This is a genomic window from Zunongwangia mangrovi, from assembly GCF_900112105.1.
Taxonomy (GTDB): domain Bacteria; phylum Bacteroidota; class Bacteroidia; order Flavobacteriales; family Flavobacteriaceae; genus Zunongwangia; species Zunongwangia mangrovi.
Genome location: NZ_FOKV01000001.1, coordinates 841,518 through 865,956 on the forward strand (window position 1 = coordinate 841,518; position 24,439 = coordinate 865,956).

At 36.7% G+C, this 24,439-nt stretch carries 25 protein-coding genes; 19 read left to right on the plus strand and 6 right to left on the minus strand.

Translation table 11 applies throughout. The features are described 5' to 3' along the window. Position 1 precedes the first annotated feature (1 nt). Positions 2-352 (minus strand): aspartate 1-decarboxylase, encoded by a 351-nt coding sequence (gene panD / locus BM201_RS03840; RefSeq protein ID WP_092540044.1) that lies wholly within the window; start codon positions 350-352, stop codon positions 2-4. A 5-nt stretch (positions 353-357) separates the two neighbouring features. After that, positions 358-1,209, minus strand: coding sequence for a pantoate--beta-alanine ligase (gene panC / locus BM201_RS03845; protein ID WP_092540045.1), 852 nt, complete (start codon positions 1,207-1,209; stop codon positions 358-360). 110 nt (positions 1,210-1,319) lie between these two features. On the opposite strand from panC, the gene BM201_RS03850 reads away from it, so the two are divergent. The 5 genes from BM201_RS03850 to BM201_RS03870 all read left to right on the plus strand — a co-directional run bounded on the left by BM201_RS03850 (position 1,320) and on the right by BM201_RS03870 (position 7,647). After that, the gene (locus BM201_RS03850; protein ID WP_092540046.1) at positions 1,320-2,132 is read left to right on the plus strand and encodes a glycogen/starch synthase; all 813 of its coding nucleotides are present in this window, start codon (positions 1,320-1,322) and stop codon (positions 2,130-2,132) included. 14 nt (positions 2,133-2,146) lie between these two features. After that, positions 2,147-3,703, plus strand: coding sequence for a BamH family beta-barrel-assembly machinery protein (locus BM201_RS03855; protein WP_092540047.1), 1,557 nt, complete (start codon positions 2,147-2,149; stop codon positions 3,701-3,703). 13 nt (positions 3,704-3,716) lie between these two features. Next, complete coding sequence (glmS, locus tag BM201_RS03860; RefSeq protein WP_092540048.1) at positions 3,717-5,564, plus strand: glutamine--fructose-6-phosphate transaminase (isomerizing); 1,848 nt, start codon at positions 3,717-3,719, stop codon at positions 5,562-5,564. Between the two features lie 218 nt (positions 5,565-5,782). After that, complete coding sequence (gene atpD, locus BM201_RS03865; protein WP_092540049.1) at positions 5,783-7,291, plus strand: F0F1 ATP synthase subunit beta; 1,509 nt, start codon at positions 5,783-5,785, stop codon at positions 7,289-7,291. 71 nt (positions 7,292-7,362) lie between these two features. Further along, positions 7,363-7,647 carry a F0F1 ATP synthase subunit delta/epsilon gene (locus BM201_RS03870; RefSeq protein ID WP_092540050.1) on the plus strand — a complete coding sequence of 95 codons (285 nt, stop codon included), beginning with the start codon at positions 7,363-7,365 and terminating at the stop codon, positions 7,645-7,647. A 111-nt stretch (positions 7,648-7,758) separates the two neighbouring features. On the opposite strand, the gene BM201_RS03875 is transcribed toward BM201_RS03870, so the two are convergent. The 4 genes from BM201_RS03875 to BM201_RS03890 form a co-directional block, all read right to left on the minus strand. Then, positions 7,759-9,531 (minus strand): M61 family metallopeptidase, encoded by a 1,773-nt coding sequence (locus tag BM201_RS03875; protein ID WP_092540051.1) that lies wholly within the window; start codon positions 9,529-9,531, stop codon positions 7,759-7,761. Between the two features lie 69 nt (positions 9,532-9,600). After that, positions 9,601-9,810: a helix-turn-helix domain-containing protein gene (locus BM201_RS03880; protein ID WP_092540052.1), complete on the minus strand. Its 210-nt coding sequence runs from the start codon at positions 9,808-9,810 to the stop codon at positions 9,601-9,603. 3 nt (positions 9,811-9,813) lie between these two features. Next, on the minus strand, positions 9,814-10,338 hold the full coding sequence (locus BM201_RS03885; protein ID WP_092540053.1) for a DUF2975 domain-containing protein: 525 nt from the start codon (positions 10,336-10,338) through the stop codon (positions 9,814-9,816). A gap of 11 nt (positions 10,339-10,349) precedes the next feature. After that, a complete protein-coding gene (locus tag BM201_RS03890) occupies positions 10,350-10,865 on the minus strand; it encodes a DUF2975 domain-containing protein (protein ID WP_092540054.1) in 516 nt (171 codons plus the stop codon). 237 nt (positions 10,866-11,102) lie between these two features. On the opposite strand from BM201_RS03890, the gene BM201_RS03895 reads away from it, so the two are divergent. From BM201_RS03895 to BM201_RS03960, 14 genes are all read left to right on the plus strand, one after another. After that, entirely contained in the window at positions 11,103-13,415 is a 2,313-nt protein-coding gene (locus BM201_RS03895) for a putative monovalent cation/H+ antiporter subunit A (protein WP_092540055.1), read from the plus strand. A gap of 10 nt (positions 13,416-13,425) precedes the next feature. Next, a complete protein-coding gene (locus BM201_RS03900; RefSeq protein ID WP_092540056.1) occupies positions 13,426-13,839 on the plus strand; it encodes a Na+/H+ antiporter subunit B in 414 nt (137 codons plus the stop codon). A gap of 3 nt (positions 13,840-13,842) precedes the next feature. Continuing rightward, on the plus strand, positions 13,843-14,196 hold the full coding sequence (locus BM201_RS03905) for a Na+/H+ antiporter subunit C (protein WP_084841169.1): 354 nt from the start codon (positions 13,843-13,845) through the stop codon (positions 14,194-14,196). After that, complete coding sequence (locus BM201_RS03910; RefSeq protein ID WP_092540057.1) at positions 14,193-15,704, plus strand: proton-conducting transporter transmembrane domain-containing protein; 1,512 nt, start codon at positions 14,193-14,195, stop codon at positions 15,702-15,704. The genes BM201_RS03905 and BM201_RS03910 overlap by 4 nt, the downstream gene beginning before the upstream one ends. Before the next feature lie 10 nt (positions 15,705-15,714). Next, complete coding sequence (locus BM201_RS03915; RefSeq protein WP_092540058.1) at positions 15,715-16,191, plus strand: Na+/H+ antiporter subunit E; 477 nt, start codon at positions 15,715-15,717, stop codon at positions 16,189-16,191. Then, entirely contained in the window at positions 16,191-16,466 is a 276-nt protein-coding gene (locus BM201_RS03920) for a cation:proton antiporter (protein ID WP_092540059.1), read from the plus strand. The genes BM201_RS03915 and BM201_RS03920 overlap by 1 nt, the downstream gene beginning before the upstream one ends. Next, positions 16,463-16,855, plus strand: coding sequence for a monovalent cation/H(+) antiporter subunit G (gene mnhG / locus BM201_RS03925; protein WP_092540060.1), 393 nt, complete (start codon positions 16,463-16,465; stop codon positions 16,853-16,855). The genes BM201_RS03920 and mnhG overlap by 4 nt, the downstream gene beginning before the upstream one ends. A 207-nt stretch (positions 16,856-17,062) precedes the next feature. Continuing rightward, the gene (locus BM201_RS03930) at positions 17,063-18,217 is read left to right on the plus strand and encodes an aminotransferase class I/II-fold pyridoxal phosphate-dependent enzyme (RefSeq protein WP_092540061.1); all 1,155 of its coding nucleotides are present in this window, start codon (positions 17,063-17,065) and stop codon (positions 18,215-18,217) included. Between the two features lie 6 nt (positions 18,218-18,223). Next, positions 18,224-18,844 (plus strand): dethiobiotin synthase, encoded by a 621-nt coding sequence (gene bioD / locus BM201_RS03935; RefSeq protein ID WP_092540062.1) that lies wholly within the window; start codon positions 18,224-18,226, stop codon positions 18,842-18,844. A 3-nt stretch (positions 18,845-18,847) separates the two neighbouring features. Further along, entirely contained in the window at positions 18,848-20,125 is a 1,278-nt protein-coding gene (gene bioA / locus BM201_RS03940; RefSeq protein WP_092540063.1) for an adenosylmethionine--8-amino-7-oxononanoate transaminase, read from the plus strand. Between the two features lie 187 nt (positions 20,126-20,312). Next, complete coding sequence (locus BM201_RS03945) at positions 20,313-21,470, plus strand: beta-ketoacyl synthase N-terminal-like domain-containing protein (protein ID WP_092540064.1); 1,158 nt, start codon at positions 20,313-20,315, stop codon at positions 21,468-21,470. An 80-nt stretch (positions 21,471-21,550) separates the two neighbouring features. Next, complete coding sequence (gene bioB / locus BM201_RS03950; RefSeq protein WP_092540065.1) at positions 21,551-22,648, plus strand: biotin synthase BioB; 1,098 nt, start codon at positions 21,551-21,553, stop codon at positions 22,646-22,648. A gap of 8 nt (positions 22,649-22,656) precedes the next feature. Further along, positions 22,657-23,526, plus strand: a complete 870-nt coding sequence (locus BM201_RS03955) for a cupin-like domain-containing protein (protein WP_092540066.1) — start codon at positions 22,657-22,659, stop codon at positions 23,524-23,526. After that, positions 23,526-24,398: a cupin-like domain-containing protein gene (locus BM201_RS03960; protein WP_092540067.1), complete on the plus strand. Its 873-nt coding sequence runs from the start codon at positions 23,526-23,528 to the stop codon at positions 24,396-24,398. Before BM201_RS03955 ends, BM201_RS03960 begins: the two co-directional genes overlap by 1 nt. Positions 24,399-24,439: the final 41 nt, after the last annotated feature.

The window sequence follows — 24,439 nt, forward strand, 5'->3', positions numbered from 1 at the left end:
TTTAGTTAAGCAAATTGTTTTCTTCGTTAGGAAAAACGATTGCAGGTTTAAAACTTTTAGCTTCTTCGAAATCCATTAGGGCGTAACAAATTAAGATAAGAACATCCCCCTTAGCTACTTTTCTAGCGGCAGCACCATTTAAAGTGATCTCACCAGAATTTCTTGGCCCAGGGATAGCGTAAGTTTCTAGGCGCTCGCCGTTATTGTTATTAACGATCTGTACTTTTTCGCCTTCGATTATGTTGGCGGCGTCCATCAAATCTTCGTCGATGGTGATACTACCAATATAATTTAGATCGGCACCAGTTACTTTAACACGATGAATTTTAGATTTTACTACGTGAACTTGCATGATTTTTAATTATTGAGAGCAAGGTTGTCGATAAGCCTAATGTCACCGGCATAAGCAGCGATAAAGGCACGATACTGTTCTCCCTCTCTTTTTTCAGTTAATTTCTTTAAAGTTTTAGCATCGGATATTTCAAAATATTCCAGTTCTAAGAACGGATAATTCTTAAATTGTTGTTCTACCCATTCATTAATATAATTTGCACTTTTTGTGCCAAAAAGCGTTTTCGTTTCTTTTAGCGTTTCAAAGATAAAGGCTGCTTTTTCGCGTTGCAAATCATTAAGTCGTTCGTTACGGCTACTCCTTGCAAGACCGGATTCTTCTCTTAGGATAGGGCAGCCAACGATTTCAACAGGAATACTCTCTATTTCGGTGAGCTTTCTTATAATTTGTAATTGCTGGTAATCTTTTTCACCAAAGAAAGCTTTATTAGGTTGTACAACCTTAAATAATAGTTTCACTACTGTTCCTACACCGTCAAAATGTCCGGTTCTGTGTTTTCCTTCCATTACGATGTCGAGTCCGTCGAAATCAAAATGTTCTGAAGCGATCAAATCACCGTATAATTCATTAGCATTTGGAGTAAAAACAATAATTCCTTCAGAAATATTCTTAATTAAATTAATGTCTTTTTCGAGATTCCTGGGATACTTTTCCAGATCGTCTGGATTATCAAATTGTGTTGGGTTCACAAATATACTTACAACAACCTGGTCGCAGGATTTAAGTGCTTCTTTTACAAGGTATAAATGCCCATCGTGTAAAGCGCCCATAGTTGGAACCAAACCAATGGTTTTACCGGCAAGCTTTACCTGTGATAAGCGTTGATCTAAAAGTTCTTTTTCTTTAAAAACCTGCATCGTAATTTAAAATTAACAGCGTGCAAACTTAATATATCTCTGGCAATCTGCATAAAATTTTGTAATTTTGCGTGTTTTTTGTTCGCAACCGCACTTTAAAGAAAAATTATATGAAAGATAAGAGGATATTGTACGTCTCGTCTGAAGTTATACCTTACTTACCTGAAACCGAAATATCATCCACATCTTTTGAAGCCGCAAAAATGGTGAATAACATTGGAGGGCAAATTCGAATTTTTATGCCAAGATTTGGTAATATAAATGAACGACGCCACCAACTACATGAGGTTATTCGGCTTTCTGGGATGAATATGGTGATTAATGATTTAGATATGCCATTAATCATAAAAGTTGCTTCTATCCCAAAAGAAAGAATGCAGGTTTACTTTATTGATAATGAAGATTACTTTAAAAGAAAGGCAACTTTATCTGATGAGGATGGTAATCTTTTTGATGACAATGACGAACGAGCCATCTTTTTCGCAAAAGGTGTTATCGAAACAGTTAAAAAATTAAACTGGTCTCCAGATGTAATTCACGTTCATGGTTGGTTGGCTTATATGCTGCCATTATATTTAAGACATTTCTACGGAAATGAGCCACTTTTCAAAGATGCAAAAATTGTGACTTCTATTTACAATGAAAACTTTGAAGGGACGTTAAATGAAGAGATGAGAGATAAAGTCTTGTTTGACGGAATGGAAAAAAGAGATCTTAAGCATCTTAAAGAACCAAGTTTTGTGAATTTAGCCAAAACGGCTGCAGATAATTCAGACGCTGTAATTGTTGGTAGTGATAATCTACCAGAAGGTTTACTGGATTATTTAAAGAAAATCAATAAACCATTACTTCCGTATAAAACAAGAGAAGAATTCTCACAGGCATATCAAGATTTTTATACTACAAAAGTATTAGCGGAATAGTAATTCTTATTTACATGAATTTATACAGAGGGATTTTAAAAATAACAACAGTATTTGTTGTTATTTTTCTTTTAGCATCTTGTGATGATGATTTTAGCAATATTGGAGGAGAGATTATAGAGAATCCATCGGGGGTGCAATTAAGAGAATACGATATCAATGCATATACCGTAGACTTAAAATCTATCCAAACCAATACACCAAATCCAAAACTTTTGGGAGTTTATAATCACCCGGTTTTTGGAAAGAAGTCTGCAAGTGTGTTATCGCAGTTGCGTTTAGGAACTACCTCGCCAGAGTTTCCAGAAGGGGCTATTTTGGATAGTGTGGTTTTAAACTTACCTTATTTTAGTAGAGAAGATGTAGATGATAATGGTGATCCAATATTCGAGTTAGATTCTGTTTATGGTGATGGTGGTTTTCGATTGAGTATTAGAGAATCTCGATATTTTCTTAACGATCTGGATCCTTCAGAAGATTTTGAGAGAGCCCAGCGATATTATTCAGATCAGCAATCGCTTTTCGAACAGTTTCTTACTGAAGATTCTATATATGTGAACGAGAATTTTGTTCCTTCAGCAGATAGAATTCGTTTTATAGGTGAAAACGACGAAGGAGAAGCAGATACAACTTACAGCGCTCCAGCTTTAAAAGTTCATTTAAATAGAGACTATTTTCAGCAAAAGATCGTAGATATGGAAGGAAGTGCAGAACTTTCTAGTGCCAGCAATTTCTACGATTATTTTAGAGGTTTAATGTTTAAGGCAGAGCCTATTGCTAACGAAGGTAGTATGGCTTTATTTAATTTTACAGGAGCCGATGCCGGTATAAATATTTATTACTCTTATCTTCAGGAAACTACAGATGATGATGGAGAAACGGTAGAAGAAACTTTCGTAGATAGTTTAGGAATCGATTTTGGAGCTAACATCGTAAATACATTCGAAGGAGAATATCCAGAGCAAATTCAGCAAAACATTGCCAATGGCTCAGAAAACCTTTATCTTGATGGCGGTGAAGGTACGCTTGGAGTAGTTGAATTATTTGATCAAGAAGACCTTGCAGATCTTAGATCTCAAAATATTTTGATCAATGAAGCAAATCTTGAACTTTATCTGAATACAGATTTAATGAATGGTGCGAACGCTCCTTCACGTCTTTATCTTTACGATCTTAGTAATAATGCGGTCTTGATCGATTATAGTCTTGATCCTAGTAATAATCAAAATGATCCTTTGAATTCTAGAACAATTTTTTCTTCGTTGCCGGAAACAGATGAGGAAACTGGAGAAACCAAATACACGTTAAGATTAACTCAGCATGTGATTAATCTTATAGAAAATGATTCTACAGATGTAAGATTGGGTGTTTCGGTAACTTCAAATATTCAACAAACTACTACTGTTGCGGTAAGAGAAAGTACGCCAGAAATTTCTGGAGAGGATGATGTAGAAGTAGCACCTGCTGCCTCAACAATCACTCCAGAGGGTGCGGTGTTTTACGGTTCTGAATCTTCAAACGAGAATAGACGACTTAAGCTAAGGGTCTACTATACAGATACAGACCTGTAACCCAAATCTTAATATGTGCGGAATAGTAGGATACATTGGGCATAGAGATGCTTACGATGTTGTTATTAAAGGTTTACAACGTTTGGAGTATCGCGGTTATGATAGTGCAGGAATAGCACTTTATGATGGTGAAGCTTTAAAAGTTTGCAAAACTAAAGGAAAAGTTGTTGATCTAGAAAAGAAAGTCCAGGAATCTATTACTTCAAATGGTTCTATAGGAATAGGTCATACCCGTTGGGCAACTCACGGTCAGCCAAACGATACAAATTCACATCCACATTTATCGAATTCTGGTAATTTGGCGATCATTCATAATGGGATCATCGAGAATTACGATTCGTTGCGAAAAGAATTAAAAAAGCGTGGATATACCTTTCAAAGTGATACCGATACTGAAGTTCTTGTAAATCTTATAGAAGATGTAATTGAGAATGAAGGTGTGAAGCTTGGTAAAGCAGTACAGATCGCTTTAAATCAAACAGTAGGAGCTTATGCTATTGCTGTTTTTGATAAAAGGAAGCCAGACGAAATTGTTGTTGCCAGATTAGGAAGTCCTTTGGCAATAGGTATTGGTGATAATGAATACTTTATAGCTTCAGATGCTTCCCCTTTTATCGCCTATACCAATAATGCGATCTATCTTGAAGATGGTGAAATGGCTGTAGTAAGACACGGTAAAGAAGTAAAAGTTCGCAAGATCCTTAATGATTCTGAAGTTGATGCCTACGTTCAGGAATTACAACTGAATTTAGAGCAGATCGAAAAAGGAGGTTACGAACACTTTATGCTCAAAGAAATTTACGAGCAGCCTAATGCAATTCGCGATACCTATAGAGGTAGATTACTTGCTGATAAAGGCATCATAAAAATGGCTGGTGTAGACGATAATCTTGATAGAATATCAAAAGCCAACCGTATTCTTATTGTGGGTTGTGGAACGTCATGGCATGCAGGTTTGGTAGCTGAATATATCTTTGAAGATATGGCGCGTATTCCGGTAGAGGTGGAATATGCTTCAGAATTTAGATATCGAAATCCTGTAATTACAGAAAACGACGTGGTAATCGCTATCTCCCAGAGTGGAGAAACAGCAGATACCATGGCTGCCATAAAATTAGCCAAAGAAAAAGGAGCTTTTGTTTTTGGGGTTTGTAATGTGGTAGGATCTTCGATCTCTAGAGAAACTATGGCTGGTGCTTATACACATGCCGGGCCAGAAATTGGTGTGGCTTCAACAAAAGCATTTACTACGCAGATCACCGTTTTAACCTTAATGGCCTTAAAACTTGGTAAATATAAAGGAACCATTTCTGCTTCAGATTTTAGATTGCATTTACAGGCGCTGGAAGCCATTCCGCAGAAAGTAGAAAAGCTACTGCAATCAGATAAAGTGATAAAAGAGATTGCCGAAACCTATAAAAACACAAGAAATTGTATCTATTTAGGAAGAGGTTATAATTTTCCGGTAGCTTTAGAAGGCGCACTTAAACTCAAAGAGATCTCTTATATTCATGCTGAAGGTTATCCGGCAGCAGAGATGAAACACGGGCCGATAGCATTGATTGATGAAGAAATGCCGGTTGTGGTTATCGCTGTTCGAAAAGGACACTACGAAAAAGTGGTAAGTAATATTCAGGAAATAAAATCCAGAAAAGGAAAAATTATAAGCGTAGTAACAGAAGGTGATACCGAGGTTAAGGAACTTGCAGATCACGTGATCGAAATTCCTGAAACTATCGAGTCTTTTACACCTTTGTTAACTACGATTCCGTTACAATTACTGTCTTATCATATTGCAGTCATGTTAGGCAAAAATGTAGATCAACCCCGAAATCTTGCAAAATCAGTAACCGTAGAATAAGGTAAGTACAGGATAATAATTCTTATTTTTTAAGTACTTTTACTGCGTAAGACTTAACTTTTTAGGCTATAAAAAAAGTTATTTCTTTGGAAGTATGAAATTATAAAGAAAAAACTATCTTTGCAGCCAAATTTGTGGCCTATTTTCATTTATAGATTTATAAATCAGTTAGGTAGGTTGTAGGTAGATTTAAATAAAAAACATTAAAGAAATTAATAATGTCTAAAGTAACAGGTAAAGTTGCCCAGGTTATTGGCCCTGTAGTTGATGTTTCCTTCGACTCAGATAACGAATTACCAAAGATCTACGATTCTTTGGAGATTAAAAGAGAAGATGGTTCTATTTTAGTTTTAGAGGTACAAACTCATATTGGAGAAGATACTGTTAGAGCTATTTCTATGGATTCTACAGATGGGTTAAGCCGTGGTGTAGAAGTTGTAGCTACCGGAGCTCCTATCCAGATGCCAATTGGAAGTGATATTTACGGGCGTCTATTCAACGTAGTTGGAGACGCTATCGATGGATTAGGAAATCTACCAAAAGCTGGTGAAGCTGGATTGCCAATTCACCGTGAAGCTCCAAAATTCGAAGACTTATCTGTTTCTACCGAAGTTTTATTTACTGGTATTAAAGTAATCGATCTTATCGAGCCTTATGCAAAAGGTGGTAAGATTGGATTATTTGGTGGTGCTGGTGTTGGTAAAACTGTACTTATTCAGGAATTAATTAACAATATCGCGAAAGGTCATGGTGGTCTTTCTGTATTTGCCGGTGTAGGTGAGCGTACTCGTGAAGGTAATGACCTTCTTAGAGAAATGCTTGAATCTGGTATTATCAAATACGGTGATGATTTTATGCACTCTATGGAAGACGGTGGATGGGATCTTCAAAAAGTAGATAAGAAAGTAATGAGAGATTCTAAAGCTACTTTCGTATTTGGACAGATGAATGAGCCACCAGGAGCGCGTGCTCGTGTAGCCTTATCTGGTCTTACAATCGCAGAATACTTCCGTGATGGTGCAGGAGAAGGACAAGGTAAAGATGTTCTTTTCTTCGTAGATAACATTTTCCGTTTTACTCAGGCTGGTTCAGAGGTGTCTGCACTTCTTGGTCGTATGCCATCGGCGGTAGGTTATCAGCCAACTCTTGCAACAGAGATGGGTGCGATGCAGGAAAGAATTACTTCAACTAAAAATGGTTCGATTACATCTGTACAGGCGGTTTACGTTCCTGCGGATGACCTTACCGACCCTGCACCAGCGACAACTTTCGCTCACTTAGATGCAACAACTGTACTTTCTCGTAAGATTGCCGAGCTAGGTATTTATCCTGCGGTAGATCCTCTGGATTCTACTTCAAGAATTCTTACTCCAGAGATCTTAGGAAAAGATCATTACAATTGTGCACAACGAGTAAAAGAGTTATTACAGCGTTATAAAGAATTACAGGATATTATTGCGATTCTTGGTATGGAAGAACTTTCTGAAGAAGATAAACTTGCGGTGTCACGTGCAAGACGTGTGCAACGTTTCCTTTCTCAGCCATTCCACGTAGCAGAGCAGTTTACGGGTCTTAAAGGTGTGCTTGTAGATATTAAAGACACAATTAAAGGATTTAATATGATTATGGATGGTGAGTTAGATCATCTTCCAGAAGCAGCTTTTAACCTTAAAGGAACCATCGAAGAAGCTATCGAAGCTGGAGAGAAAATGCTAGCTGAATCATAATAGTATAGAGCTATTAGTGGTTGTTGATCTAGAACTAACTACTAACTACTCAGTACTCAATACTAAAAACTATGTATTTAGAAATCGTAACTCCAGAAGCAGTTGTTTTTCAAGCCGAGATCGATGCGGTTAAAGTTCCTGGAATGGATGGTGAGTTTCAGATGCTTAATAATCACGCGCCAATCGTTTCTACTTTAACAGATGGTACGGTAAAGATTAATCTTGCTGCTTCAAGTACTGATGTAACTTCAAAGTTATCTTCAGATTTTAAACAAGAAGGAAAAGAATTATTCTACCCAATTAAAGGTGGAGTGTTGGAAATGAAAGATAATAAAGCGATCATTTTAGCCGACTAACATAATTCTGAAATTATATAAAAAAGCCTGTTGTTTTCGCAACAGGCTTTTTTTATTTCTATTTTTAAAGATTACAGAGAACTATTAACCGTAAACTGTAAGTCTTAAACTCTACTTCCTTGAAAGCCAGTTTTCGCGATTTTTAAGCGCTTTTTTCTTCGCTTCGGGGTCGATTTTTATTTCGTAGGAAGGATTTTTACCTACAGCTACTTCTGAGGTCTTTTCTTCACCATAATTGCTGAATTTCACACTGATTTTTTCTCCCGGTTTTAATGCTGAAGTGATATTATCGAATTCTTCGGCAGTTTTTACCGGTGTATTATTGATTGAAATGATCTTTGCACCTTTATCCAGACCAATTTTATATGCTGAAGTGCCTATTTTGGGATTATTGGTCATTACTAGTCCGTTTTCACTGTTTTCAACAGAAATATCTAGAAATGCTTCCTGATCCTTTTTTGAAAAATGTACTCCCATTTTCGCTAATATCGGCTCATAGTTTGGCATATTACTATTGTAGATATATTTACTGAAGAATTCTTCTCCAAACTCATCACCGGCATATTGTTTCAATAATTTTTCGATGTCTTCAACTTTGTATGGCTTTTCAGGTTTACCGTAGGTTTCCCAAACCAGTTTCATAAAATCATCAAGATTAAGATCTTTATCTCGTAATTCAAGATCTAAGGCTAAACCAAGAACACTTCCGTAGGAATAATAAGAAATGAATGTGTTTTCCCTATTTACAGGATCTAACGAAGTTGCCGCATCTACAAAAGGTGCCTGGTAGCTCATTTCAATTGGGTTGAAATATTGTAGCGCCGGCGATGTCCAAACATAGTTGAAACTTCCATTAAGTCCGTTTATATAATCTTCAGCTGAAATAATTCCTGCTCGGCATAAAATCAAATTGGTATAATAACTTGTAAAACCTTCAGCAAACCAAAGGGCGCCACTAATATTTGCTTTGGTGAAGTCGAAAGGTTCTAAAGATTGTGGGCGTATTCTTTCTACATTCCAGGCGTGAAAAAATTCATGTGAAACAGTTCCAATATTGCCTTTCATGCCACCATTAGCCAGTGTTTCAATATCGGTTAAAATTGTACTGTTACGATGTTCCATTCCGTCTCCAGATGCATTTGGGATATAGCAGGCTAAAAAGGTGTATTCGCCATAGTCGAAATCGGGTAATTCACCATAAACTTTCATTTCTTGTTCTACGATCTTTTTTACTTTTTCGAAATACTCACTAAATAGTTCGTCGCTGCTTGGATCGTGTAAAACGAAACGTACATTCTTACCATCAATTTCAAAACTTTTCATTATGAAATCACTAATCTCGGTTGGGCTATCCATAAAGTACTGAAGATTTGGAGCCGTAAAGGTGTTTCCTTCAATATGCTTTAACTGGGTTGCAACTTTCCAGTTGGGCATAGCTTCAGTTTGGTAAGTGATTTCTATAGGTCTTTCTTGTAAATCTTCAGCAAACATAAATGTCGCCGGCATATTTAAATGCGCATGAGTGGGATCGATCTGTGCGTAAGTCCCATCGCCGCGATTCGCAAATAACGTGTACTCGATATTTACAATTCCGTTGTGGCCAGTGACTGCCCAGGAATATGGATTTGGTCGTGTAACTTTTAATTCTTTTCCATTGCCGTCGGTAGCTCTAAAGCCGTAAACATTTTTAGCAAATTCGTGGATGGCATAACGACCGGGAGAGGATCTGCTCATTCTTACCGTAAACGTATCGGTTGCTATTTTTGGAAATTCAATGTTGATCTTAGCTTCGTGATGAACCGCATTTTCGAATGAAATACTGTATTTATTTTGCTGAGCAAAACTTATCGTGCTAACGAAAAGAAAAATTAGGAGTAATCGCATGAGGTATATTTTAGTGTTAAAGTTAATTATTTATTGGCACCGCCAAAGGGTAAAATTACCCGAGGTCGTTTACTTTTCATCCAAATATTCAAGAATATCGCCTGGCTGGCAATTCAAAATTTCGCAAATCGCTTCTAAAGTAGAGAATCTTATAGCTTTTGCTTTTCCGGTTTTTAAAATAGAAAGGTTGGCGGTGGTAATACCAATTTTTTCGGCGAGTTCATTGCTTTTCATGCCTTCACGCTCCAGAATCTTATCTAAATTTATGATTATCCCCATCGTTTAGATCGTAAGTTCGTTTTCTTGTTTGATCAATTCACCCTTTTCTACAATTTTACTGAAAAGAATCAAAACCTTACCTAAAATGTATAATATCAAAAATGAGGGAATAAAACCTATAATATTAAATGGAGCAATTAGAAAGAATGCGCCAACGCATAATATGAGTAAAAATTTAAGTTTTGCGTAAACAATGATAGCGCTAGAAATCTTTCTTATTTCTATTGCCTGATGCTGGTAAAATAAATTCTCTTTTGATGTCTCACTAATTAATTTTGGAGCACTTCTTAGGCCGTAAGCGAGGTAAAGAAATAGTAAAGCATTTATGGCATAGAAAATAATTTGGCCGGTTAAAGAATATTCGAAACTCCTTTTTGGGAAGTAGCTTTTAAAATAAAAGGAATTGGCTAGATCGTTGAAAAATTCAAATTGTTGTATTGCGCCGAATATATTTATTGCAGCTGATAAGATTAATACGATAATTAGTACTATGCTTATAAGTTTAAGAATGCTAAGATGCCATTTCATAATGATCGATTTTATATGGTTAGTTCGTTTTCTTGTTTTAATTGGCGTGCGTTCGCAAAGACTTTGCTTAGGAAGATTAGGAATATACCGAAGGCAAGAATGATCCAAAAAGAGCTGAAGGAAAACTCAAAACCAAAGTTTAATTCGATACGACTATCCACGATCATTTTTTTTAAAAATTCAGAAACAGCACCAAGAATTACAGATAGGCAGATCAATCTTCCGCTAAGGTTTAAAGCAGTTATTTGCAATTTTGTGTAAAGTTTATTTCCGAAGAAACTTCTAATTAATTTGCGTAGCACGTAAAGACCATAGACGAAAGCACAAGTTTTTATTACTTCAATTAGTATTAATCCCCATAAGGCGAAATTATTAAGATCCTCGGGTGGTTTTTCAATAGAAACAAATGAAAGATCTGTTTCCGTAGAGAAAGTGATTATAAGACTTATGAGAAAAACAACTAGGGAAAAGGCTGAAAAAATAAAGCAAATATCCAGAATGGTTTTAAGAAGAATTGGTGGTCGCATAGTAGAAATAATTATCGTTTATCGATAACAATATTAATTAAAATTATTGTTTTTCGATAATTTTTGAAAAGATTATTTTTTACTATCTTATTAAGAAGACTTCTAAACAACTATATCTCACTAAGAAACATTAAGAAATTGCAAAGTCCGCAGAACTCCTTATATTTAACGCTTATAATTCGCATAGAACTTAAATAATAACTATTATATTTGCGAGGAACGGATTTTTAGTCAATTATGATATCAGCAATACTTTTAGGATTTTTATTTGCAATACTCTTAGTTTTCGCAGGAAAGTTTTTTAAAGGGAAGTTTGCTGTTTTATCGTCGCTGATCCCTTTGGGACTGTTCGTTTACTTTCTTCAGTTCATTCCAGAAATCATGGAAGGAAACATAGTGAAAGAAAGTTATAACTGGGTACCTTCTTTTGGGGTGAATCTTGGATTTACTTTAGACGGACTTTCACTTTTATTCTGCCTTATGATTACCGGGATTGGTTTCCTGGTTTTTGCTTACACATCGGCTTATTTGCACCACCATAAATATTTAGATCGTTTTTATGGTTATTTAAGTGTGTTTATGGCAGCGATGCTAGGATTGGTGCTTTCTGATAATGTGATAAGTTTATTTACATTTTGGGAATTAACCAGTATTAGTTCGTTCTTCTTGATCGGTTTTAATAATACCCAGGAAGCTTCGAGAAAATCTGCTTTAACTGCGCTTGGAATTACAGGTTTAGGCGGAATGTTCCTGTTAGCAGGAGTTATTGTTTTAGGAAATATAACAGGAACTTTTAGTATTGCTGAAATGCTAAATATGTCTCCTGAATTAATAAAAGGTCACGAATATTATACTGTTGCAGTGATCTTACTTTTTGGTGCGGCCTTTACTAAATCTGCTCAGTTTCCATTTCATTTTTGGTTGCCGGGCGCGATGAAGGCGCCAACACCAGTTTCTACTTATTTGCACTCTGCAACCATGGTAAAAGCCGGGATTTATTTGGTAATGCGTTTTACCCCGGTTCTTGGAGGCGAAGAAATCTGGAATACAACTCTAATTGTTGTTGGAGCGGTTACGATGCTTTATTCGGCATTTCATTCCCTTTTTAGGACAGATCTTAAAGGAGTGCTTGCGTATTCAACAATATCGGCTTTAGGGATTCTAATGTTCCTAATTGGTATGGGAACTACAGAGTCATTTACCGCAGCCGCTGTTTTTATAATAGTTCACGCACTTTATAAAGCAACACTTTTCTTAACTACAGGAATCATAGATCATCAAACGGGAACGCGTGATGTAACTGCACTTTCTGGTTTGCGTAAGGTTTTAATGCCGGTAGGTATTGCAGCGATCATTGCTGCAATTTCTAGTGCAGGTATTCCGCCAACCATAGGTTTTTTAGGAAAAGAATTAACTTATGAAGCAACTATGCATGCACCGATCATTGCGACAATATTGGTTGTTGGGATTGTGATCACAAAAATATTATTGCTTTGGGCAGGATTCGTGGCTGGTATAAAACCATTTCAGGGAAGTTTACCAGAGAATTTAAAAGATACAAAAATGCCCGGTCCATTCATGTGGGTGCCACCAATACTTTTAGCGGTATTAAGTTTGATTTTCGGGGTAATGCCTTTTATCATAGAAGGCTCTTTGATAAAACCCGTAGTTTCAGCTTTAGGCGGAGAAGCTGGTGAAATTCATTTGGCCTTATGGCATGGATTTAATACGGTGTTTATTTTAAGTTTAGTAACTATAGCTGTAGGGACTACACTTTATTTCTTATTGAAACCTTCAGCTAAATTAGAAACCGCCGTAGGAAAGTTAGAATCTGCTAGTCCTAAAAGTTTAATGGAGAAATTTAATGTTGGATTTACTTATCTTTCTTCATTTTGGACCCGAGTTTTTCAGAATGGTTATTTAAGAAATTATGTGTTTATTATCATCTTTTTCCTAATTGGGATGGTTGGTTACACGATGATTGGCAATACGAAATTCAATATCGATCCTTCTATACTATCTAATGTGAGTTTTTACGAGTTGGTAGTATTTATCATTATGTGTATTGCTATATTATTCACGGTATTTACAAGTAGTCGTTTGTCTGCCGTTGTAGCAATGGGTGTGGTAGGTTTAACGATCTGTCTTGTATTTGTATTTTATAGTGCGCCAGATCTGGCGATGACGCAGTTTTCTATCGATACCTTAACAGTGATCTTATTTGTATTGGTGTTATATCGTTTACCAAGATATCTTAAGATCCAGGATCATAAAATGCGTATTCGAGATGGTATTTTGTCTTTAATGTTCGGCGGACTTATCGCTGTTTTAGCCTTAGAAGTGCTTTCTGAACCTGTAAATACCGAGATTGGTGATTTCTACGCAGAAAATTCGTATATCATGGCTCATGGTAAAAATGTGGTGAATGTGATATTAGTAGATTTTAGAGGGGCAGATACAATGATAGAGATTTCAGTATTAACCATTGCCGCTATTGGAGTATTTGGATTATTGAAATTAAGATTAAAAAGAACAGATAGAGTTCAGTAATAAAGAGTTTATGAAAACCATAATATTAAGAACAGCATCTAATTACCTTTTACCGGTATTATTACTGTTCTCCATTTTTATTCTTTTAAGAGGGCACTACCTTCCGGGAGGCGGGTTTGTTGGTGGATTAATTGCTGCCATTGCTTTCGTGTTGCATTCTTTTGCAAACGGATTAAAAAACACAAAATCACTTTTGAGATTCCATCCGGGCTTTTTAATGCCTGCAGGATTGGCTTTATCGTTCTTTAGTGGTTTATCACCTATAATTTTTGCGGGCGATCCCTTTATGACTGGATTATGGTATCATGGTCATGTTCCTGTACTGGGCAGTGTTGGTTCTGCATTATTTTTTGATATGGGTGTATATCTTGTTGTGGTAGGGGTAACGCTAACGATCATTTTTACAATTTCTGAAGCGCCTTAAATTATGGAGATATTATTAGCTATTTTAGTAGGTTTACTATATGCGTCTGGGATCTATATGATTCTACGTCGTAGTTTGGTAAAACTCATTATCGGAATAATTTTATTAGGAAACGGAGCTAACCTTTTGATCTTTTTATTAGGAAGGATTACAAAAGGTCTACCCCCTATTATTCCTGAAAATTCTAAAGTTTTTTTAGAAGCATATGCAGATCCTGTTCCGCAGGCGCTTATATTAACTGCTATTGTAATTAGTTTTGGATTGCAATCTTTTGCCATCATTCTTGTGAAAAGAGCGCATAAGGTAGTAAGAACAGACGATCTGGACGAAATGAACGCAACCGACGAAGATTCATGATGCAACAATTAATCATATATCCATTATTATTTCAACTATTCCTAAGCATCGTGTTGATGTTTTTTTGGAATAAGATTAATGCTCAAAAAGTGATAAGCATTACCGGAAGTATTATTGCTGTACTACTTTCCAGCTATGTGTTCTACTACGTTTGGGAAAACGGAACTCAAAAAGTAAATGCCGGTAGTTGGGATGCGCCTTTTGGGATCGTTTTTGTAGCAGATACCTTGGCGGTTACCTTGGTGCTTTTAACAGCGCTTTCTGGGCTGGCGGTTTCGATATTTTCAGCCGGTTCAGTCATAAAAGATCGATTGCGTTTTGGGTATTTCCCGATATTTCACTTTTTACTGCTTGGTTTAACCGGGGCATTCTTGACAGGAGACTTATTCAACCTTTATGTTTGGTTTGAGATCATCATTATTAGTTCGTTTGTATTGATCACTATTGGTGGTGAAAAGGCGCAGTTAGAAGGAGCTGTGAAATATTTTACGCTGAACATTTTAGCTTCAACAATTTTCTTAACCGCTATTGCAGTATTGTACGGTTTAACGGGTTCTTTGAACATGGCCGATCTTGCAGGTAAAGTAGCTGCGGTAGAAAATCGAGGATTAGTAGAAGTTGCGGCTATTTTATTCCTAATTGGATTTGGTACAAAGGCATCGATATTTCCATTGTATTTCTGGCTTCCAGCATCCTATCATACGCCTCCGGCAGCAGTTTCTGCAATCTTTGGAGGATTACTAACAAAGGTTGGTGTTTACGCTTTAATTCGAGTATTTACGTTAATTTTTGTGGGAGATGTTTTTCTGGGAGAGATACTAATGGTGCTGGCAATCCTAACTATTTTTAGTGGAGGTGTTGGTGCATTGGTTCAAAATAATGTTCGAAAGGTCTTTTCCTATTTAATTATCTGTCACATTGGTTATATGATCGCCGGTTTAGGAATGTTTACTGAAATTGCTATTAGCGGAGTGATCTTTTACCTGATTCATGATATCATGGTAAAAACCAATTTATTCATGGTAAGCGGGATTATATTCAAAATAAAGTCATCCAACAGTATGCGAGCTTTAGGAGGTTTCTACGCGAACTATCCTAATCTGAGTTTGTTGATTTTTATCCCATTATTTTCTTTAGTTGGAATTCCGCCCCTATCAGGTTTCTGGCCAAAAATATCTTTGATCGGTGAAGGTTTTGCAACCGAAAATTATTGGACGGTGGCGGCCATTGTTTTTGCCAGTTTTATCACATTGGTGATCATTGCAAAATTATGGGCAGAAGTATTCTGGAAAGACGCAAAAGAAATTCCTGAGAAACCAAAATTCGAATATTTTAGTGATATTAGTAAAGCAAAGAAAACACAGTTTATTCTTCCTATTGTATTTTTAAGTTTAATATCATTATACATAGGTTTTGGAGCCGAGCATATTCAATTGTTGTCTTCAAGGATCGCGAATGAGTTGATGAATAGTGAGCAGTATATCGATACAGTTTTAAACAATAGTTAAGCGAGGGAAAATGAAAAACAGGTTTGTATCTAATATTCTTCTAACATTTGTGTGGGTGGTGCTCACAGGAGATTTTCATTTCTCTAACTATTTATTTGGCTTTGTACTAAGTTACGTGATCTTAATGGTGATCACTAAAGGATCCAGAAAAGCAAAGTATTTTACTATTGTTCCTAAACTTATATTTTTTGTACTATATTTTGTAAAAGAGCTGGTAAAAGCAAATTTAGAGGTGGCCTGGGAAGTAATGACGCCAAAACTAAATATGACACCTGGAATCGTAAAAGTTCCATTAACGGTGCAAAGTGACGTTGGGATTACCCTTTTGGCAAATTTAATCACGTTAACCCCTGGAACATTAAGTTTAGATGTGTCTAACGATAAGAAGGTGCTTTATGTACACGCGATGTATATAAAAGATAAAGAAAAATTCATTGCCGGAATCAAAAACGGTTTTGAAAAACGAATTTTAGAGATTTTAAAATAATGACTTTAGTAGAATATTGTAGAATAGTAATCCTGCCAGTTTTGGCCTTTTCTGTAATTCTTATTCTAATAAGATTCTTTAAGGGGCCAAGTATTGCAGATCGAATCGTTGCATTAGACCTTTTGATCACTACCGGTATTGGGATTATTGGTGTTTATACCATTACTTCTGGTAGCTCTACATTGTTAGATACAGGGATGATTTTGGCACTTATTGCATTTTTAAGTACCGTAGCCCTTAGTTATTATTTAGAACGAAGAAGCAAGAAGAAATGAACATTTTTATAGGAGTTGTAATCACATTAGGAACCTTATTCGTTTTGCTGGCGGCAGTTGGTCTTATACGTATGCCAGATACTTATTTACGAATATCTGTAAACACTAAAGCAGCAACATTAGGTGTAGGTTTGCTATTGGGGGGCGTGGCATTTTATTTTTACGATCTTAGTACGACTTCCAGAACTTTTGTAATTGTACTTTTCTTGTTCTTAACTGCTCCGGTGGGAGCTCATTTAATTGGTAGAGCTTCTTATTTTATCGGGAATAAGCTTTGGGATCAATCTAAAATGGACGATCTAAGAGGGAAATATCAAAGAAACTCTCACGTACTTAAAAGTGAGATCGACGATACTCCAGAGGATAATGTAGATCACACCAAAATGTGATTCGTTTATTGGCACCACCAATGGATGTAATATCCCGAGGCTTGACGCGAAATAAAAGATTTGTTTCCAAAGAATGTCTCTTTGGCTTGCTCTTAGTTCTTTTATTTAGAGTTTAGTGCTTTTAGAATAATCATAACTTTCCGCTTAAAAACTCGATTTTCGTCAATCTGTAAGGGCATATTCAGGTAAACTTGTAATTTTGCCTGCATGAATAGATTCCCTTCCAAGCTTCAAAAAAGCCTAGATAAACGATCGCAGGATAATTCTTTAAGGGAATTAAAAATTGCTGCGGAAGGTGTCGATTTTTACTCTAATGATTACCTCGGATTTGCAAATTCTGAACCGATTTTTACTGAAGCTCAAAAGCTTTGCGAACAGTATAAGCTGAAGCAAAATGGCGCAACCGGCAGCCGACTCATCTCCGGAAATCACAAATTATACGAAATCACTGAAGATTTTTTAGCCGAATTTCATCAGGCTGAAGCGGCTTTGCTTTTTAATTCGGGTTACGATGCCAATATTGGTTTCTTTTCTTCAGTGCCGCAAAAAGGCGATCTTATTTTTTATGATGAATTGATTCATGCCAGTATTCGAGACGGAATTTCAATGAGCAATGCCAAAGCTTATAAATTTCAGCATAACGATATTGGTGATTTACAGCATAAAATTTCAAGACAGGAAATTTTAGAAAATACATCAGTTTATATAGTTACAGAAGCTGTCTTTTCGATGGATGGTGATCTTGCTCCTTTGCAGGAACTAGCTAATTTTTCCGAAGAAAATAATTTCTTTCTCATCGTCGATGAAGCACATAGCACAGGCGTTTTTGGCCAGCATGGAGAAGGTTTAGTTTGTGAGCTTGAACTACAAAACAAAGTTTTTGCCCGTATTCATACATTTGGGAAGGCCATTGGTGCACACGGAGCGGTGATTTTGGGAAACTCAGCACTTAAAACCTATCTTTTCAACTTCGCGCGCAGTTTTATTTATACTACGGGATTGCCGCCGCATGCAATTGCGACAGTATTAGTGGTTTTTAATCAATTAGCTCGTGATAATTCAGTTTTAGAGCTACTAAAAGCCAAAATTCGATGTTTTAAAAGGGAATTAAAATTGGCCAAAATCGACCATTATTTTATCGAAAGTGAGTCGGCTATTCAATGTGCGATAATTCCGGGAAACAATGTGGTAAAAAAAATTGCTTCAAAATTTCAACAAAATCAATATCTGGTAAAACCAATTCTTTCACCCACGGTTCCCAAGGGAAAAGAAAGACTTCGTTTTTGCCTGCATAGTTTTAATTCCGAAGAAGAAATAAAAGAGCTTGTGAATATTTTAAAAGTAGCCCTAACACAAATTTAATTTAAAATGAAACAATCTTATTTTATCACTGGTATCGATACTGAAGTTGGTAAAACCATGATCTCGGCAATTGTGACCGAAGCTTTGGAAGCCGATTACTGGAAGCCAATTCAGGCGGGTGATCTGGATAATTCAGATACGCATAAAGTGGAGCGTTTAATTAGTAATAAAAAGACCAAATTCCATAAAAATGCCTTTGCTTTGAAGACGCCTATGAGTCCGCATGCAGCTGCAGAAATTGATGGAGTACAAGTTTCTTCAAAAACTATAATTCGGCCAGAAACCGATAATGATCTGGTTGTAGAAGGTGCCGGTGGTTTGCTTGTTCCAATAAGCGATTCTGAAACTATTGCCGATTTAATTGATTCGAACGATAAAGTTATTCTGGTTTCACGTCATTATCTGGGAAGCATTAACCATACATTATTAAGCATTGAAGCTTTGCGTAGTCGCGGTTTAGATTGCTTCGGAATTATTTACAGCGGAAATGAGACAAAAACCACTGAAGATATTATCGAGAAAATGAGTGGCGTGCCGGTGATTGGTCGAGTAGAAGAAGAGGAAGAATTTACTGTGGAAGTGATTAAAAAATACGCAGATAAATTTCGTGAGAATCTGAAAAAGTAAAGAATGCAAGAGAATTTAAGTTTAGCTGAAAGAGATAAAAAACATTTATGGCACCCGCTTACGCAACACAAAATTGCAAGCGATGCTCTGGGGATTGTTAAAGCGAATGGCGTAAAGCTTTACGACGAAAACGGCAAGGAATATATCGACGGAATTTCTTCCTGGTACACTTGCGTTTACGGGCATTGTAATGAGTTTATTACAGATCGTGTAGCCACACAAATGAAGAATTTAGATCAGGTTGTTTTCAGCGGATTTACCCACAAACCTGCAGTAGAACTTTCTGAAGCTTTAATGAAGATCTTACCTGAAGGGCAGCAAAAAATGTTCTTTAACGATAATGGTTCTACGGCTACGGAGATCGGAATAAAAATGGCTTTGCAGTATCACCACAATTTGAGGAACGATCGCAAAGTGATGCTGGCTTTTGAGGAAGGTTTTCATGGCGATACTTTTGGAGCGATGTCTGTTTCGGGGTTATCAGTTTATAATGGCGCTTTCGAGGATCATTTTATTGCCGTTAAACGAATTCCGGTGCCAAAAGGCGATAATAATCAGGAAGTTTTAGAGCAGCTAAAACAAGTGATCAAAGAGAATAATATCGCCGGATTTATTTACGAACCTTTAGTTCAGGGGGCTGCTGCGATGAAAATGCACGATGCCGATGGACTAAATGAAATCTTGAAAGTTTGTAAAGAACATGATATTGTTTGCGTGGCAGACGAGGTGATGACGGGCTTTGGAAAAACCGGAAAATATTTTGCTTCAGATTATATCGAAACCAAACCAGATATTGTTTGCATGTCGAAGGCACTAACTGCCGGATTGTTGCCAATGGGCTTAACCAGTTGTTCGCAAAAGATCTACGATGCTTTTTATTCAGATGAGATTGCTAAAGGGCTTTTTCACGGGCACACGTATAGCGCGAATCCATTAGCCTGCGCTGCTGCTTTAGCCGGAGTAGAATTGCTGGTTTCAGAAGAGATGCAAAGCAATATTAAGCGAATCGAGAATTTACATCAGGCTTTTGCAGAGAAAATAAAAGATCATCCAAAAGTGACCAATATTAGACATTTAGGGATCATTTTTGCATTCGATCTAAATGTGAAAATGGAGCGCTACGGAAATATTCGGAATCAGCTTTTTAGTTATTTTATGGAGAATGGCGTCTATCTTCGTCCGCTTGGAAATACTATTTATATCACCGCTCCTTTTATAACTTCAGATGAAGAAATGCAGAAGATCTATAATACGATCGAAGACGTGTTTGATAAATTCTAAAATTGAAGTTAGACTCTAGACCGCTTTGCTGCTAGAATTTAGAAAATAAATATCTTGATGAGTTAATTTGATGATTTGAAGATGTGTTAATGAAAAAATAAATTAAAAACTTTTCTTACAATCAGTTTCATCAAGCTTTTGCCTTTTAAATTCGTAAACCGTAAACCGTAAACCGTAAACCGTAAACATGAAAAATCCAATTTATATAACTTCCATGGCTTCGGTTTCTCCTTTGGGAGAAGATCCTAAGGCGATTTGGGAGGCTTATAAAAGCGATCATCATTTAATACAAAAGCATGATTTTGAAGGTGAAGAAGCTTTTGCTGCTTTTTTGCCAGAAAAATTACGTGTAGAAATCGACAATTTAAGAAGCGAATCTGCAAATTATCGCAGGCTCGATCTTTCGGTGTTATTTGCAATTTACACCTCTCGACTGGCAATAAAAAGACCTGGTTGGGAAAATGAAAAAAATATAGGAATCAATATTGGGAGTTCTCGTGGTGCCACTGGATTGTTTGAAAAATTTCATGCTGAATTTATCGAAAATCGGCAGGCATCCACGCAGGCTTCTCCTTCAACCACTTTGGGCAATATTTCTTCCTGGGTTGGGCAGGATCTAGAGAATAACGGAGTTCATTTTTCGCATAGCGTGACCTGTTCTACCGGTTTGCATTCGGTTTTAAATGCGGTAGCCTGGTTACAGTCTGGTTTGGCCGATAAATTTATCGCCGGCGGAAGTGAAGCAGCGCTTACACCCTTTACGATCGCCCAGATGAAAGCGATTAAAACCTATGCTTCAGAAGATCTAAAATATCCCTGCCAGGCATTGAATCTTGATAAAACCCGAAATTCGATGGTTTTAGGAGAAGGTGCAGGATTGTTGTGTTTAGAAACTTCAGCTTCAGAAAAAGCATTAGCAAAAATTACCGGAATCGGTTATTCCGCAGAAAAATTAAAGCATAGTGTATCAATTTCTGAAGACGGAAAATGTATGCAAAATTCAATGAAAATGGCCATTGGAGATCTGGATCCTGCTGAAATTGATGCGGTTGTAATGCATGCACCGGGTACGATAAAAGGTGATCTTGGCGAAGTGAACGCGATAAAAGCCGTTTTTGGTGAAAATTTACCGGCAATGACTTCCAATAAGTGGAAAATTGGACATACGTTTGCAACATCGGGAATCCTGAATCTGGAATTAGCTCTGTTAATGCTGAAACATCAGGAGTTTATTTCAGTTCCTTTTTCCGATATTAGTAAAAAACCTGCGCGATTACAGAAAATTCTGATAAATGCTGTTGGTTTTGGCGGTAATGCCGTTTCTATTTTAATTAATAAAGTTTAATATGTTTTTGCTCTATTGAGCGAAAAAGCCTCGCTGCTCTTTTAGCGAAGTTTTGATTATTTTTGAATAAATCTATTTTCATGGCGACAAGACATAACTGGACCAAAGAAGAAATTTTAGAGATTTACAATAAACCTTTAATGGAACTGCTTTACGAAGCAGCTACGGTTCATAGAAAACATCATGATCCTAATACTGTACAGGTTTCAACTTTGCTTTCAATAAAAACAGGCGGTTGCCCAGAGGATTGTGGTTACTGCCCACAGGCAGCTCGTTATCATACCGATATTGAAGGTAATGATCTAATGAGCGTAAATCATGTAAAAGCGCAGGCTTTACGTGCAAAATCTGCCGGAAGTTCTCGTGTTTGTATGGGAGCAGCCTGGAGAAACGTAAAAGACGGGCCAGAGTTTGATAATGTTTTAGAAATGGTGCGTACCATTAACAAACTTGATATGGAGGTTTGCTGTACGCTGGGAATGCTTACTGAAAACCAGGCGCAGCGCTTAGCTGAAGCAGGTTTGTATGCATACAACCATAATTTAGATACCTCTGAAGAATACTATAAAGAAGTAATTTCTACCCGTGGTTTCGATGATCGTTTAGAGACTATCGATAATGTAAGAAAAACCAATGTTACAGTTTGTAGCGGCGGAATTATTGGCATGGGAGAAAAAGAGGAAGATCGTGCCGGGATGTTGGTTGCGCTTTCAACTTTAAATCCTCAACCAGAATCTGTACCTATTAATGCTTTAGTTCCTGTTGAAGGAACACCAATGGAAGAGCAGGCGCCGGTGTCTATTTGGGAGATGGTGAGAATGGTTGCTACAACCAGAATTGTAATGCCAGAAACTCAGGTAAGATTATCTGCAGGGCGTACGCAAATGAGTAGAGAAGGGCAGGCGATGTGTTTCTTTGCCGGAGCAAATTCAATTTTTGCTGGGGATAAATTGCTAACTACGCCAAACCCAGATGTTAGTGAAGATATGCAAATGTTTAAAGCTTTAGGTTTAAATCCACAAAAGCCATTTACTAAAAAGTCGAAGCCAGAAACGGTAGAAGCAACAGAATCTAAATACAATTCGCTTGGTGAAAAGCCAAAATGGTCCAGACCAGGGCATACGATCGAGCGTAATAAGATTACCGAAGAAAAACAAAAAGCTAAAGCGAAAGCTTAAATCTGAATATGCAGCTGGATCTTCAGGAAATACCAAGAGTAAAAGGAATTTCTAGAGAGGAATTTCAAAAGAAATTTTTTATTCCGCAGCGACCGGTAATTTTTGAAGATCTTGCTAAAAACTGGCCGGCTTATCAAAACTGGAGTTTCGATTACTTTAGAGAGAAAGCCGGTGAAGTTGTAGTGCCACTTTATGATAGTACTCCGGCAAAAGGGAGACAAAATTCTCATGGTGCTGCCATGAAATTGCCAATTAAAGAATACTTTGATATACTCGAAAAAGGACCTTCAGATCTTAGAATGTTCTTTTTTAATCTTTTGCAAAACTGTCCAGAGCTTTTAAATGATATAGAATATCCAGATCTCGGAGTGAAATTCTTTAAAAAATTGCCTGTTTTATTTGTAGGTGGTAAGGGCTCTAGTGTGGTGATGCATTACGATATGGATCTGGCGAATAATTTTCATTTTAATTTTTCTGGGAAAAAGCGTGTATTGCTATATCCACCAGATCAAACCAAATATTTGTATAAAGTTCCGCACTCTATTGTAAGTATGGAAATAATCAATATGGATAATCCAGATTTTAGAACCTATCCTGCGCTAGCAAAAGCAAAAGGTTTTGAGGCTAATCTTGGTCATGGTGAAGGTTTGTTTATGCCAAGTAAATGGTGGCATTTTATAAAATATGAAACCGCCAGTTTATCACTTACCTTAAGATCTTTCCCTAGATCGCCCGGTAAAGTTCTGGAAGTGCTAAATAATCTTTTATTTATGCGGAATTACGATAATCTAATGCGTAAAATGAAAGGACAGGAATGGATAGACTACAAGAATAAAAAAGCGATAGAAAACACGCATAAAAAGGCTAATATCGAATAATGAAGTACGGAGGTTTGCAGTTAGCGGAAATTCCACGTGTAAAAAGAATTTCTAAGGAAGAATTTGTTAAGAATTATGTGCAGCCGCAAAAGCCAGTTGTGATCGAAAATTTAATCGAAGACTGGCCAGCGTTCGAAAAATGGAACCTGGATTATATAAAAGAGCTTGCAGGTGAGAAAGTAGTGCCTTTGTATGACGACAGGCCAATTACTTCAGAGTATAAATTTAACGAGCCGCATGCCGAGATGAAAATGGCAGATTACATCGATCTTTTAAAATCCAAACCTACCAACTACCGTATTTTTCTTTATCATTTAATGAAAGAAGTACCTGCACTACAAAAAGATTTTAAGTTTCCTGATATTGGTTTACGAATGATAAAACAATTGCCAATGTTGTTTTTTGGAGGGAAGAACTCCAAAGTTTTTATGCATTATGATATTGATTTTGCGAACATCCTTCACTTTCATTTTCATGGTAAAAAACAGTGTATCATCTATCCACCTTCAGAAAGTAAATATTTATATAAAGTTCCGCATGCTTTAATTTCCAGAGAAGATATAGATTTTAGAAGTCCAGATCTTGAAAAGTTTCCGGCTTTAAAGAAAGCCAAAGGCTATGTAACCGAATTAAATCATGGGGAAACGCTTTATATGCCAGAAGGTTACTGGCATCAAATGACTTATTTAACTGCAGGGTTTTCGATGAGTTTAAGAGCTACACCGCGTACTTTTCTAAATTTATCGAAAGCGGTTTATAATCTTGTGATCATGCGAAATTTTGATAATTACATGCGAAAATTGCGTGGGCAAAAGTGGATAGATTATAAAAACCGAAAAGCAGTGGAAAACACCAATAAAGTCGTGCGCTAGATGTATTTTTTTATTCTGAAGTCTTTTTAAATTTTTAGGCA

Coding starts and splice junctions, on each gene's coding strand:
- BM201_RS03890 (WP_092540054.1), bottom strand. CDS start 10,865: ATGCGACCACCAATTCTTCTTAAAACCATTCTGGATATTTGCTTTATT.
- BM201_RS03850 (WP_092540046.1), top strand. CDS start 1,320: ATGAAAGATAAGAGGATATTGTACGTCTCGTCTGAAGTTATACCTTAC.
- atpD (WP_092540049.1), top strand. CDS start 5,783: ATGTCTAAAGTAACAGGTAAAGTTGCCCAGGTTATTGGCCCTGTAGTT.
- bioB (WP_092540065.1), top strand. CDS start 21,551: ATGGCGACAAGACATAACTGGACCAAAGAAGAAATTTTAGAGATTTAC.
- panD (WP_092540044.1), bottom strand. CDS start 352: ATGCAAGTTCACGTAGTAAAATCTAAAATTCATCGTGTTAAAGTAACT.
- BM201_RS03955 (WP_092540066.1), top strand. CDS start 22,657: ATGCAGCTGGATCTTCAGGAAATACCAAGAGTAAAAGGAATTTCTAGA.
- BM201_RS03880 (WP_092540052.1), bottom strand. CDS start 9,810: ATGGGGATAATCATAAATTTAGATAAGATTCTGGAGCGTGAAGGCATG.
- BM201_RS03875 (WP_092540051.1), bottom strand. CDS start 9,531: ATGCGATTACTCCTAATTTTTCTTTTCGTTAGCACGATAAGTTTTGCT.
- BM201_RS03920 (WP_092540059.1), top strand. CDS start 16,191: ATGACTTTAGTAGAATATTGTAGAATAGTAATCCTGCCAGTTTTGGCC.
- glmS (WP_092540048.1), top strand. CDS start 3,717: ATGTGCGGAATAGTAGGATACATTGGGCATAGAGATGCTTACGATGTT.
- BM201_RS03895 (WP_092540055.1), top strand. CDS start 11,103: ATGATATCAGCAATACTTTTAGGATTTTTATTTGCAATACTCTTAGTT.
- BM201_RS03885 (WP_092540053.1), bottom strand. CDS start 10,338: ATGAAATGGCATCTTAGCATTCTTAAACTTATAAGCATAGTACTAATT.
- mnhG (WP_092540060.1), top strand. CDS start 16,463: ATGAACATTTTTATAGGAGTTGTAATCACATTAGGAACCTTATTCGTT.
- BM201_RS03910 (WP_092540057.1), top strand. CDS start 14,193: ATGATGCAACAATTAATCATATATCCATTATTATTTCAACTATTCCTA.
- BM201_RS03905 (WP_084841169.1), top strand. CDS start 13,843: ATGGAGATATTATTAGCTATTTTAGTAGGTTTACTATATGCGTCTGGG.
- BM201_RS03945 (WP_092540064.1), top strand. CDS start 20,313: ATGAAAAATCCAATTTATATAACTTCCATGGCTTCGGTTTCTCCTTTG.
- BM201_RS03870 (WP_092540050.1), top strand. CDS start 7,363: ATGTATTTAGAAATCGTAACTCCAGAAGCAGTTGTTTTTCAAGCCGAG.
- BM201_RS03915 (WP_092540058.1), top strand. CDS start 15,715: ATGAAAAACAGGTTTGTATCTAATATTCTTCTAACATTTGTGTGGGTG.
- panC (WP_092540045.1), bottom strand. CDS start 1,209: ATGCAGGTTTTTAAAGAAAAAGAACTTTTAGATCAACGCTTATCACAG.
- BM201_RS03960 (WP_092540067.1), top strand. CDS start 23,526: ATGAAGTACGGAGGTTTGCAGTTAGCGGAAATTCCACGTGTAAAAAGA.
- bioD (WP_092540062.1), top strand. CDS start 18,224: ATGAAACAATCTTATTTTATCACTGGTATCGATACTGAAGTTGGTAAA.
- BM201_RS03855 (WP_092540047.1), top strand. CDS start 2,147: ATGAATTTATACAGAGGGATTTTAAAAATAACAACAGTATTTGTTGTT.
- BM201_RS03930 (WP_092540061.1), top strand. CDS start 17,063: ATGAATAGATTCCCTTCCAAGCTTCAAAAAAGCCTAGATAAACGATCG.
- BM201_RS03900 (WP_092540056.1), top strand. CDS start 13,426: ATGAAAACCATAATATTAAGAACAGCATCTAATTACCTTTTACCGGTA.
- bioA (WP_092540063.1), top strand. CDS start 18,848: ATGCAAGAGAATTTAAGTTTAGCTGAAAGAGATAAAAAACATTTATGG.